The sequence below is a fragment of the Desulfovibrio sp. JC022 genome (genome assembly GCF_010470665.1).
GTDB lineage: Bacteria > Desulfobacterota > Desulfovibrionia > Desulfovibrionales > Desulfovibrionaceae > Maridesulfovibrio.
Genome location: NZ_VOPZ01000007.1, coordinates 326,379 through 338,638, shown reverse-complemented (window position 1 = coordinate 338,638; position 12,260 = coordinate 326,379). Strand labels below are relative to the sequence as shown.

General features: G+C 48.9%; 10 protein-coding genes. 3 read left to right on the top strand and 7 right to left on the bottom strand.

Annotated elements, in window-relative coordinates; translation table 11 throughout:
- Positions 1-14: 14 nt before the first annotated feature.
- Entirely contained in the window at positions 15-1,436 is a 1,422-nt protein-coding gene (locus FMS18_RS13450; RefSeq protein ID WP_163295188.1) for an NADH-quinone oxidoreductase subunit N, read from the top strand.
- A gap of 108 nt (positions 1,437-1,544) precedes the next feature.
- Here the strand turns inward: FMS18_RS13450 and FMS18_RS13445 are convergent, their stop codons facing one another.
- The 3 genes from FMS18_RS13445 to FMS18_RS13435 form a co-directional block, all read right to left on the bottom strand.
- Positions 1,545-2,237, bottom strand: coding sequence for a hypothetical protein (locus tag FMS18_RS13445; RefSeq protein WP_163295187.1), 693 nt, complete (start codon positions 2,235-2,237; stop codon positions 1,545-1,547).
- Positions 2,238-2,379: 142 nt separating this feature from the next.
- Positions 2,380-4,506 (bottom strand): ferrous iron transport protein B, encoded by a 2,127-nt coding sequence (gene feoB / locus FMS18_RS13440; RefSeq protein WP_163295186.1) that lies wholly within the window; start codon positions 4,504-4,506, stop codon positions 2,380-2,382.
- Between the two features lie 2 nt (positions 4,507-4,508).
- Positions 4,509-4,745 carry a FeoA family protein gene (locus FMS18_RS13435; protein ID WP_163295185.1) on the bottom strand — a complete coding sequence of 79 codons (237 nt, stop codon included), beginning with the start codon at positions 4,743-4,745 and terminating at the stop codon, positions 4,509-4,511.
- 518 nt (positions 4,746-5,263) lie between these two features.
- Between FMS18_RS13435 and FMS18_RS13430 the strand changes: the two genes are divergently transcribed.
- The gene (locus FMS18_RS13430; protein WP_163295184.1) at positions 5,264-5,827 is read left to right on the top strand and encodes a type I restriction enzyme HsdR N-terminal domain-containing protein; all 564 of its coding nucleotides are present in this window, start codon (positions 5,264-5,266) and stop codon (positions 5,825-5,827) included.
- Positions 5,828-5,932: 105 nt separating this feature from the next.
- On the opposite strand, the gene FMS18_RS13425 is transcribed toward FMS18_RS13430, so the two are convergent.
- The 4 genes from FMS18_RS13425 to FMS18_RS20485 form a co-directional block, all read right to left on the bottom strand.
- Positions 5,933-7,690 (bottom strand): AMP-binding protein, encoded by a 1,758-nt coding sequence (locus FMS18_RS13425; protein ID WP_163295183.1) that lies wholly within the window; start codon positions 7,688-7,690, stop codon positions 5,933-5,935.
- A gap of 101 nt (positions 7,691-7,791) precedes the next feature.
- Positions 7,792-8,244: an acyltransferase gene (locus FMS18_RS13420; protein ID WP_163295182.1), complete on the bottom strand. Its 453-nt coding sequence runs from the start codon at positions 8,242-8,244 to the stop codon at positions 7,792-7,794.
- A gap of 390 nt (positions 8,245-8,634) precedes the next feature.
- Positions 8,635-10,233, bottom strand: coding sequence for a sodium:solute symporter (locus FMS18_RS13415; protein WP_163295181.1), 1,599 nt, complete (start codon positions 10,231-10,233; stop codon positions 8,635-8,637).
- On the bottom strand, positions 10,233-10,394 hold the full coding sequence (locus FMS18_RS20485) for a symporter small accessory protein (RefSeq protein WP_203544634.1): 162 nt from the start codon (positions 10,392-10,394) through the stop codon (positions 10,233-10,235). Before FMS18_RS20485 ends, FMS18_RS13415 begins: the two co-directional genes overlap by 1 nt.
- A 492-nt stretch (positions 10,395-10,886) precedes the next feature.
- Here FMS18_RS20485 and gdhA point away from each other — a divergent pair, with 492 nt between their 5' ends.
- On the top strand, positions 10,887-12,233 hold the full coding sequence (gdhA, locus tag FMS18_RS13410) for an NADP-specific glutamate dehydrogenase (protein WP_163295180.1): 1,347 nt from the start codon (positions 10,887-10,889) through the stop codon (positions 12,231-12,233).
- The last annotated feature ends 27 nt before the right edge of the window (positions 12,234-12,260 follow it).

Below are 12,260 nucleotides of genomic sequence, written 5' to 3'. Positions count from 1 at the left end.
CAGGAGATATTGAAATGAATGTGAATCCATATCCTTTCATGCCGGAACTTTCCATGTTCCTGATTATTGCCCTGTTGTTTGTGCAGGCGGTAGGCAGTGAGCGGATGCGCCATAAGGTCGGTGTCTGGCTGCCCATTGCGTCTCTTTTGCCGATTGCGGTCTCTCTGCTCTCTGTCGGGCAGGAAGGGTTGTTCTTTCATGGGGCCTATCAGATTGATCCGCTTTCGCAGTTTTTTAAGGTAGCCATAGCCATCGGCTTTAGTGTGACGATATTTAATGCCACCCGACAGCCCACTTTGGTGACCGAAAAAAGGTCCGACTATTTCCTTTTTCTCGCCATCAGCGCATGGGGACTCATGATGCTGGCTTCATCCGTGGAGCTGATCACCATGTATCTTGCGCTGGAGCTTTCATCTTATGCCCTTTATGCGATCATCGCACTTAGGGCCAAGGACAAAGGCGCGGCTGAAGCGGCAATTAAGTATATCATGTTCGGCGCGGTATCCACGGCACTTGCCTTGTACGGATTTTCCTACATCCTTGCCGGAATGCACACTACCTACCTTGCGGAACTGGTCCAGAAGACATGGTCTTTCGAGGCCGCACCCATGGCTGTAACTGGCATGGGATTGTTCTTGCTGGGTATGTTTTATAAGCTGGCTCTGTTTCCGTTTCACTTCTGGTGCCCGGACGTTTACGAGGGTGCAAGCAACGAAACTGCCGCTTTTGTGGCAACCCTGCCCAAGCTCGGTGCGGTGGTAATCCTGATACGCCTCGCAGCCATGTTCAAGCCCGGTTACGATATCACAACCGTGATCGCCGTACTGGGTGCCTTGTCCATGACCTTCGGTAACCTTGCCGCATTGGCTCAAAAGGATGTGAAACGTATCCTCGGGTATTCCTCAGTTGCCCATGCGGGTTACATTATGATCGGACTTGTTTCCGGCACTGCCGAAGGACTTGCTGCCGCGTCATTTTACGCACTGGCTTACGTGGCAATGAACCTGACCTGTTTCTGGGTGGTCAGCCGCGTATCCGTGGATGGACGTAACTTGCAACTGGATGACCTGAATGGGTTACACAAGCGTGCACCGGCCCTTGCTTTTGCCTTGGCTGTTGGAGCTTTCGCATTAGTCGGCCTGCCACCCATGGCAGGATTCATGGGCAAGCTGTTCCTGTTTTCCTCAGGCTGGAATCATGGCTACAACTGGCTGATCATTATCGCCGGGATTAACACTGCCATTTCTATTTACTACTATCTGGGATTGGTTCGCCATGCCTATACCAAGGATGCTGCCGAGGATCTGCCTCTGCCGGACACTTCCGTATTCAGCTTCGCCGGGGCGGCTCTGCTTTCCCTGCTGGTGCTGGGACTAGGCATGATGCCCGCGGGCGTGTTTGATTTCGCGTTGAAGGTTGGGAGTGTTGTGCCGTAAGGTTTGTTGATTAAAAATTAAGAAATTGAAACGCCCCTCTGTCATCTGGCAGGGGGGCGTTTTACTGTGAAATTTATGTTGGGGTAATTGGGTCAATATGCGCGATAATTAATCTTCTCGTAACTCAACCAGCGTATCAATAGTAAATCCCATAAATCTATACTCGCCCCGAATCATGCCCAGTCCTGATGCGAAGGTGAATACTTTTGTTGTCGGTGAATAGTAGCCTTCCATAACTTCGATAAGTAGAATCCGCCGTTTTTTGCCAAGTACCACCTCTTCGCTTTCTTCTATTATCCTGCTTGTATATTTCTTTTTACCCGGTTTGTGTTCTTTTTTGTAATCCGGTCCGTTCATTGCAAGGTCTAAGGTGATTCCTTCTTCTGTATTTGGGGAAATTTCCTTGTAGATTATCTTTGTGCCCACAGCTTGTTGCGTATATCGGGTGACCAGTTCATTGTTTTTAATAGGAAGGGGAGTGTAACCTTCCGGGTATTTAGTAGGCACTTCTTTTGCCTGAGGATCTATCGGGAATGGTGGGGGAGGAAAAATAAGTCTTTCTTCCATGGTGTACACTCCGTCTGCAGAAACTCCGAGACAGGTTCGTTTAGAAATAATTCCTCCGGGATTGTCGAAAGCAATAGTTTTACCCGGTGCAGGGCCAATGAACATATCTGGTGTAAGGTCGTTACTGATGCGTACATTATTGTATCTGCTCAATATTAAGATTAACACCAGTAGAGTGCTGATTATGGCTAATTGCTTCTTGGAAAACTTTCGTGTCGGTATCTTTTTTATCATAACGGGATACCCTTTAGCAGATTTCGTCGAGGGAAGGAAATTGGTTGTTCGGCGGTTCATATTGATTATAGTTCTTGCCATAAAAAAGCGGAGGTCTGGGTTACAGATCTCCGCTTTCTTTCAGGGTGGGGATGGTGCTAAATTACAAATTCAAAGGCCTAAGCTGAGGTTCTTCCTCTACTTCTTTACTGCCCAGATATTTAAGCGTGCCGTAAATTCCTCCAAGAATAGCAACTGCGATTCCCATGTAGAGAGGATTTCTGCCTTCAGCGATCTGATAGAACAAGGTGGATACTGACCAGCCCAGTGCGGTGCAGTACATTGCCATTACTGCGGAGTAGAAGCCGCCCATTTCCTGTCTGGTGGCTCCGATAACCGCAAGGCAGGGGAAGTACATGAGTACAAAGAGCAGGTAGGCAAAGGCGGAGTACACGGTGAAGTTAGCTGCAAGGTGCTTGTATACTGAAGCATCTGCACCGATTTCTTCGGATACGGTTGCGCTGTCTTCGCTGATCAGTCCGATTCCGAGCAGATCCACAGAGGTTACTACACCTACAAGGCCATCCATTACAGTGCCGAATGCTTCATTAACTGCTCCGCCGATATCTAGCCCGCCTTCCTCTTCGGCTGCGGCTTCGGTATCAGGAGCAGATGCAGCTTCATCCATGGAAGCGTAGAGTGAGTTTACAGTTCCGACGATTGCTTCCTTAGCGAAGAGTCCGGTGAATAGTGCTACGGATGCAGGCCAGTTTTCTTCTTCAATACCCATGGGCTTGAAGATAGGGGAAATGGATTTCCCGGCTATGGAGAGTACAGAGTTCTGGGAATCCTCGTTACCGAAGGTCAGCTGCCCGTTATCGATACCTACAGAGTTGAGCATGGAGAGTATGAAAACAGCGGTGACAACGATTACACCAGCACGTTTGACAAAACCTTTCATACGCAGCCACGCGCTTTTGAAAACCGCGCTGATTCTGGGAATGTGGTAAAGGGGAAGATCCATTACGAAGTGGGATGCTGTTCCTTTGAAAAGGGTGTTTTTAAGCAGGAAGCCGGTAAAAATAGCCATGGCCAGCCCGGAAAGGTAAATAAGGAATACAGCCAGCCCGGAATATGCGCCGAACAGGGCTACGCAAAAGAGGGCGTAAACAGGCAGACGTGCGCCGCAGGACATGAACGGGGCCATGAAAATGGTCATGAAACGGTCACGCTTTGAAGTAAGGGTTCTGGCAGCCATAACAGCAGGAACGGTACAACCGAAGCCTACAACCATGGGGATGAAGGCTGATCCGGGCAAGCCTATTTTGCGCATGAAACGGTCGGCAACAACTGCAACGCGGGCCATGTAGCCGAAGTCTTCAAGGATCGCCAGCGCGAGGAACATGAAGAATACAACCGGAATAAAGGTGGCAACAGTCTGGATACCGGCACCGATGCCGCCAAGTGTTACGCTGACCCATTCAGGCGCACCCATCGTGCTAAGCAGGTCTGCGGGAATGTCGATAAAAATCAGTCCGGCCATGATGTCGAAAAAGTCGATGAAAACAGAACCGAGGCCGATGGCGAACCAGAAGGTCAGGAACATGGAAAGAAGAAACACGGGGATAGCCGCGAACTTGTTCATGACGATGTTGTCCACCCGGTTGGTGAAGTTCTGGCTGCGGTCTTTTTTCTCTTTGAGAACTTTGGAGTAGATGGTGTCGATGTGGTTGTATTTTTCAACCGTGTCCATCACTTCCTGACGGGTTGGATGCGAGTCGTGCTCCGGGAGATTCTGTGACTCCAAGGCAAGGGCTTCCACTGCTTTGGCGACGGAGTTCTTGTCTACTGCGATCACCGGAATAACCGGAACTCCCAACTCTTTGCTCAGTTTATCCACATCAACATCGATTCCTTCGCTTTCGGCAACATCAAGCATGTTCAGCAGGATAACGATCTGGTCGGTGCGTTCCTTGAGATCCATGGTCAGGAACAGGTTGCGGGAAAGGTTGGTGGCATCAACAACGTTGACGATCATGTCGTATTCGCCGCTGCGGATAACGCGCTCAGCTACCTTCTGGTCTTCGGTATCAGGGCTAAGGTTGTAGGTTCCGGGCAGGTCTACAAGCTCAACCTTGGCACCGGAAAGTGAAAAAGTGCCTTCAATTTTTTCTACAGTAACGCCGGGCCAGTTACCGACTTTCTGGCGGGCACCGGTCAATGCGTTGAAGAGGGTAGTCTTACCGCTGTTGGGCACGCCCGCAATGGCAATTCTTTCTATTTTATGCATGACTATAATTCCTCTACTTTGATCTGATCAGCTTCTTGTTTGCGCAGGGCTATGCGGCTACCCCGGATTTCAAAAATCATGGGGTCGGAAATTTTGATAGGTGCGAGGGCAATTTTGGTGCCTTCAACAAAGCCCATTTTACGAAGCTTCTGGGAGTATTCGGAAGTTTCGGTTTCAAAACCGAGAACTGCGTAAGTACGGCCTTCAAGTATCTTGGAAAGATTTATGTTTTTAGTCATTTGTGTCTCCGTATATTAATGACTGTTGATCTATTCTTGAATTAGACATTGAAAATCATTGTCAACAAGATTTCTGACTATCTGAGTATGGAATATGCGTCAAGAAGAAAATGAAATTAATTTTCAATTGTGATTAGGATCTTGACCGAAATTATGTGGACCTGATTAATTGGTAGTAATTCTGTCATTGGCAAAGCTTGCGAAAGCTTTCCAAAGATTTTAATATAAAGACGATTGCATGACTCACAGGGAGTTGTGCTTCAAGGATAAAGAAGGGCGGGCGACTTGATTGGCAGGTCGTCAACCCTTCTTTTGTTTTTATTCCCTTGCACAACAACCCAGCATGCTTATATAATTATGGAATAAATTAAGAAGCCAATGACGACTTCCCTGATTAAAACGTTTTGGGATTCTTAAACCCTTTTGGAAAAGGGTTTAAGCCGCCGGAGGCGAGGTCAATTTAATCAAAAGCGCGTAGCGCATCAAAATAAGCCCCGCAGGGCCGCCGGAGCAATTATATGCATGAAACAAGTATGGGTGGAACATTGCGCGATTATTTGAGTGGTGAAGAAATAGAAGAGACCACTTACGAGGAATTCCGTCAGGCACTGGCAAAGTTGCTGGTGGAAGAGCTCGGCTACCCCAAAGATTCCCTGAAAGCCAAGATCGACCTCTGTTTTGATATAGATGGCGAGGAAATGTGCCGCACCATCGACCTTGTTATCCATGATAAAGACGGCCTGCCGATCATGCTGGTCATGTTCTGCGCCGGGGATGTGGGTAGTTATGAGCGCGAGGCCGTCTGCGCGGGTAAACTTTTTCAGGGCGGTCCGGTTCCTTACGTGGTTATTTCCGATTCCATGGATGCCTTTCTGCTGGATGCCATTTCCGGCAAGACTCTGGCCCACGGTATGAAATCAGTACCGCACTATGAAGATCTGCTGAAAATGACCGCAGATTACAAACGTGAACCGCTTCCAGCCGAAAAGCGTACCAAGATCGAAAGGATTTTCTACACCTACACCGGATTCCTGCAAGGCACCTGCTGTAGCGAGTCTTGTTCTTTGCCGCCTAAGAAGTAAGGTTGGGTAAATTTTTGATTGAGAACAGGCCGCAGCGTTCAACGTTGCGGCCTGTCTTTAGTGTCCGGGCTCGTAAACAAGGGTGTATTCCACTCCCTAAAAAAATTATCGTTTTTGGTTTTCTTCCATATCTATATAAAGATAACGCTTAATTTTTTTGGTGGGGGTTTTTTCAAACGGTTCGACTTGTTCGATTACCTTGGAGAGCTTTGCGAAACTGGAGACTTTGCCGTTGACGGTCTTCTTGATGGAATCGAGATGCTTCTGTACTGCATCACGGGCTTTTGATTCAATCATTTTGCCGGTGCCGCGCTCTTCGTCAAATTTGACATAGTCGAGATGAACACGGGCAACGAGCTTGCCCTCAGCGCGATAGACGATTGATTCCAATACTTGATCACATTCGCCGATAATGGATTCGACTTCTTCGGGATAAATGTTTTCACCACTGGGGCCGATAATTACATTCTTCAGACGACCGCGCAGGAAAATGTATCCATCCTCGTCAATGTAACCGAGATCGCCGGTGCGCAGAAAGCCGTTTTCCATGAGAACTTCTTCCGTGACTTTAGGTGCCTTATAGTACCCTTGCATGACGTTGGGGCCCTTAACCAGAATCTCGCCTTCGCCGGTTTCGGGATCTGGATTATCGATTTTAATTTCCATGCCCTGGAGAAGACGTCCGGCAGAACGGAAGCGGGCGGATCTTGGGGGTTCACCTGAACAGAGCGGACTGGTCTCGGTCATACCGTAGCCGACAGTATAGGGTAGACCGGAATGCATGAGAAAGTCCTCGACTTCAGGGGCCAGGAACGCACCGCCGATGGGCATGCAGCGAAGCTGTCCGCCAAAGGCTTCCATGAGTTTCTTACCGGCGACCGCATAGAGCTTTTTACGAGCGGCACCGAGTTTCATGACATTGCGCATGATGCCCGAGCCTTTGAGCTTGGGCTGGACGCGGTTCTTAAAGATCTTTTCAATAATCAGCGGCACGATGAGCAGCAGGGTCGGTTTGACCTTGCCCATGGCCGGAAGCAGGGTTTTAGGCGTGGGCGGCTTGCGAAGGTAATGGATAGATGCACCGTGGATAAGCGGCAGGACCATACCCAGTGTACATTCGAAAGTGTGTGCCAGCGGCAGGACCGAAACAAGACGGTCTTCGGTGTTCACGTCAATGATATTGGCACTTGCCATGGCGTTGAACACGATATTGCGGTGCGTGAGGATGACGCCTTTGGAGCTTCCCGTGGTGCCGGAGGTGTATAGGATCGCGGCAACGTCATTAACGTCGATTTCCGTTGATGGGCGAACGTATTCCTTGCCCATGTCCGTGTATTTCTCAAGCTCCTTGCTGATTCGTTCCTTGACCTGCTCTTTGACCTGCTCAAAAGATTTGCGCGCTTGAATTATGCCTTCCTTGAAAGTTTGACGCAGTCCGTCAGCAGTGGAAAGTGAAAAGTCATTGAGAGTGATGACGGTATGGAGATTGTCGGATTCGTACTCATCCACCTTGGGCGTCAACCGTTCGGAAACGAAGATGGCCTTGGATTCGGAATGGCGTAGAATGTGATGTACTGCACCTTCGTGAAATTCGGTGAGTATAGGAATGGCAATGGCACCCATGCAGGTGATGGCAAGATAGGCGGCACTCCAGTTGGGCATGTTCTCGCTCAGGATGGCAACTTTGTCGCCCTTGGTTATGCTGCGGCTGTGAAGTAACAGAGAAATGTCGTCTACCAGCTTTTTGAATTCGCGGTAGGTCATGGGGGCTTCGCCAACAAAGCAGACAGCGGGGCGATCAGCATATTTATCGGCACTCAGTGCCAGCGCATTTTTCAGGGTCGGGGTGTCTTGCAGGCTCACGGACAAGTCTCCTTATATCCTTATATGTAAATGAGTTTGCCAGTTTGACCGCTAAATTGAGTTGGGTCAAGCGGAACGCGCCCTGCCTCCATTTAACTATGCTATTTTACATTCTCACCGTCTACCAAGGGATTGCACCCCTTTTCGTAAAACACATCGGGAGTCCATGTTACGTTGTTCTTAATTACTTTTGCGGGGTTACCGGCAGCAAGGGACTGCGGCGGAATTTCTTTACTGAGAACAGTTCGGACACCAAGTATTGAATCACGCCCCACAGTTGCTCCCTTCAGCAGCAAGGCTTCAAGGCCAATCCAAACATGGTTGGCTACGGTTATGTCCCGACCATAGTTGATGCGCTTTCCTGTCTCGGCGTCAACAATCGAGTGGGCATCGCCTGTCCAGGCCCGTACTCCTTCACTTATGAGACAATCCTCTCCGATAACGAGTTTGGTGCCAACTTCAAATGAAATCAACTCCGCTTCGATGATTGTGGTTCTTGCACCTATCGCTATTAGGCCTCCTCCATGGATAAGGCGTAAAACACCAGCATTCATTTGAACATCACTACCAATAAAAAGGCGATGATGATCACCACGGATAGAGATCTTCACTGATCCGAGTCGAGCACTGGGGTGGATTCTAATAATGTTGTCATTCCCGATAATGTCTATGTTCGCTTGAGATATACTTGCACTTTCATATTCAAGAAGATTTCTATCTCCACAGATCTTTATGTTGTCATCGCTACTGTTTGGCATTTGATTAGCTACTTTTTGCGTTATGTGTTCGTTTCTAAGAGGTTGTAAGTATTAGATTTACTATGGTGGGTGTTTATAGGTGTTCTATATCTGTTTTGTTGTTGGCAAGTCAAACTGTCCATTTAAACAAAAAAAGGGTGTAATCAACATAGATTACACCCTTTATCTTTAGAAGTTCCAATAATTCTACATATTCGCCCAGCAAAGTTTCAAATGTTCTTTGTTCATCTTGGGCGTAATCATCGCCACCCCGATAGCCAGTGCCATTGATACGGGCAGCGCGACCACGTTGGGGTCAACCCATTGCAGCAGCCAGATCCATGATCCTTTGGCGGCGGAGGATACGAGGGTATCCATTCCGGTCAGGGCCTTGCAGAGTCCGATAGCCTTAGCCTCTTTGACGTGTACGAAAAGCAGCCAGAACATGGATGCGCTGAACCCGCCTACCATGGAGATCTTTGCGGCTTTCTTGGTCATGCCTTTCCAGTAAAGTCCCAGCAGATAGATGGGCAGGAAAGATGCGGCGCAGAGGCCGAAGAAGAAAGCGGTTGCGCGGGCAATGATGGACGGAGGCAGAACCCATGCCCAGAGGATTGCGGCGAGCAGGGTGATAGCAACTCCGATTTTGGTGATTTTTACGGATTTGTCTGCCGGAACATTGATGAATCTTTCAAAGAAGTCACGGCCCAGCGCGGTTCCGCCCACGTGGTACTGGGAGGAAAGGGTGGACATCCCGGCTGCAAGCATTGCTAGCAGGAACAGGGCTGAAAACCATGAAGGCATCATCTGTTCGATGTACATGGGAATTATTTTATCCATGTTTCCGCCTGCGACAGCGATAGATATTTTACCTACTTCTTTGTAGAATACAGCATTTGAAAGTGCTCCGGTGAGAAAGGCTACCCCGGTCATGAGCGGGATGAATATTCCGCCGTAGAGTACCGCGCGGTTCAGCTCGCGGTCAGAAGGGACAGTCATGAAACGCACAGCCAGTTGCGGCTGGGCCAGAACGCCGATACCCACGCCGTAAACAATTGTGGTGTAGATTACGAGCCAGAGCGGGGTGCCGAACTTCGCGCCTTGGGTCCAGCCGATCATGCCGCCTTTCTGGAGTTTGGCAGGCATGAGGTTAACCATATCGGTCAAGGCCTGATGCGCTTCAGTTACTCCTCCGAGCATGGAGTAGGTGGAGACAATAAGGATGATCATCATAATTGCCATGATCAGCCCCTGAAAAGCATCAGTGTACATAACCGCTTTCATGCCGCCTGAAATTACATAACCCGCAAGAATGAAGCTGATTAAGATCAGCGCGGTATCGTAAGGTATACCGAATGAAATTTCCATCATACGTGAAATTCCGATCAGCACCGCCGCAGCGTAAACAGGGATAAAGAGAAAAATAATCCCGCCTGCAAAACCCTGAATGAATTTAGAATCGTAACGGCGGCCCAGCAGTTCCGGGAAGGTGTGGCTCTCAAGGGCCAGCCCCATTCTACGGGTGCGCTTGCCGAAAAAGACCATGGCGATAAGCACGCCGACCACGATGGTGGCAAGGGTCAGCCAGAGCAGAGGGAATCCGAACAGGCCCGCCGCTCCGCCGAAACCGATGATGGCGGAAGTGGATACAAAGGTCGCACCGTAAGACATTGCCATGATGAACGGGTTCATCTGTCGCCCGGCGAGCATGTAGTCGGTGGATTTTTTTGTGGACTGCCAGCCCTTGAAGCCGAGGTAGAAAATTACGCCAAGGTAGATGCAGGTAATGACGATCTTGGTAACCATTACTTATCCCCTTTCCCTTTTACTTCCACGTTCAATGCGGTGGCGTCGGGTTTGCCCCGGTTGTTCCAGTTCAGGATTCCATAGACCACGCAACCGAACGATGAGAGCAGGCAAAGCCAGAATACTGCCGCAATCTCAACGGATCCAAGTCCTAACATCATTTGAAGCCTCCAATGATATTGAGTTGATTAAAATTGTAAAAATGCCGTGTTCAGTTGAAATGATGAAGTTTTTTGATAAGGACAGGCTGGTTGTAGAACCCGAGGCAGAAAATAAAAAAGGCCGCGGGCTGTTCGCCTGCGGCCTGGAAGAAAACTCATTCAACTTTCGCTTACGCGAGTGAACACCTCCAGACCACAGGGCTGGTAAAGCTAAAAAAGTTAAAAAAGAAAAATAGAGCTTTGTTGGTGTTCATGATTTTCTGTTTACAGTAAGTGTTTACTTACTGTCAACCTGTTTGTGTTACGATTGGGTTTCGATGTGTCTGATTGATGGATCAAAAAGTACAAATTTAGCAAAAAAAAGATGATAATTCCTAGTGATTTTTTGAAAAGATGTGTGGACTTAGTCGGTTAGTGGTGGAATAAAGGAATTGAAAATTTTTTGTAAGTCAATTTCATATCAACTGCTTAAGGCCGATTAGGAGGCTGTGCATGGAAATTTTGGAACTGGTCAAAAACAGGGACCCCAATGAACGTGAATTCCATCAGGCTGTGAGCGAGGTTGTTGAATCGATCAAGCCTGTTCTTGACCGCAATCCCGAATACCGCAGTGCCGGGATTATGGAAAGAATTGTTGAACCGGAACGGGTGATTCTGTTCCGCGTACCCTGGGCTGACGATGACGGCGACGTACACGTCAACCGCGGATTCCGCGTGGAAATGAACAGCGCGATTGGTCCGTACAAAGGCGGCCTGCGTTTTCACCCTTCGGTAAACCTCGGTATTCTCAAATTTCTGGCCTTTGAACAGGTCTTCAAGAATGCCCTGACTTCTCTGCCCATGGGCGGCGGTAAGGGCGGTTCCGACTTCGATCCCAAGGGTAAGTCGGACATGGAAGTGATGCGTTTCTGCCAGAGCTTCATGCTTGAACTTTCCCGGCACATCGGTCCTAATACTGATATTCCTGCTGGAGATATTGGTGTGGGTGCGCGTGAAATCGGCTATATGTTCGGTATGTATAAGAAAATTCGCAATGAATTTACCGGCGTGCTGACCGGAAAGGGCCTCAACTGGGGCGGTAGTCTGATTCGTCCTGAAGCCACTGGTTACGGATCGGTCTATTTTGCTGCTGAAATGCTTAACGCTCAGGGACAGACTCTTGAAGGTAAGACCGCACTTGTTTCCGGTTCCGGTAACGTAGCCCAGTTTACCATGGAAAAGCTGCTTGAACTCGGCTGTACCCCGGTTACTTTTTCCGATTCATCGGGCTACGTCTATGATGAAAAGGGTGTTGATCGTGAGAAACTTGAGTACATCATGCAGCTCAAGAATGTGCGTCGCGGTAGGGTCAAGGAATATGTCGAAAAGTATCCTGAAGCAGTCTACACGCCGGTTGATCTCGATCAGGAATTTAATCCGCTCTGGAATCACAAGGCTGATTGCGCTTTCCCTTCCGCAACCCAGAACGAAATCAACGGCAAGGACGCTTCAAACCTTGTAGCTAACGGTGTCCGTGTGATTTCCGAGGGTGCGAATATGCCGACTATGCCTGAAGGTATCGAGATTTTTCTTGATGCCGGACTGCTTTACGGACCGGGCAAGGCTGCCAACGCAGGCGGTGTTTCCGTTTCAGGGCTTGAAATGAGCCAGAACAGCATGCGACTCAACTGGCCTCGTGAGGAAGTTGATAATCGTCTCAAGCACATCATGCACAATATTCACAAGTCCTGCATGGATACTGCCGAGCATTACGGCACACCTTACAACTACGTGAACGGAGCCAATATCGCAGGTTTCGTAAAAGTAGCACAGGCCATGCTTGATCAGGGTGTTGTTTAAAAATGTCTCCGACGGCTGGGGAAGGGA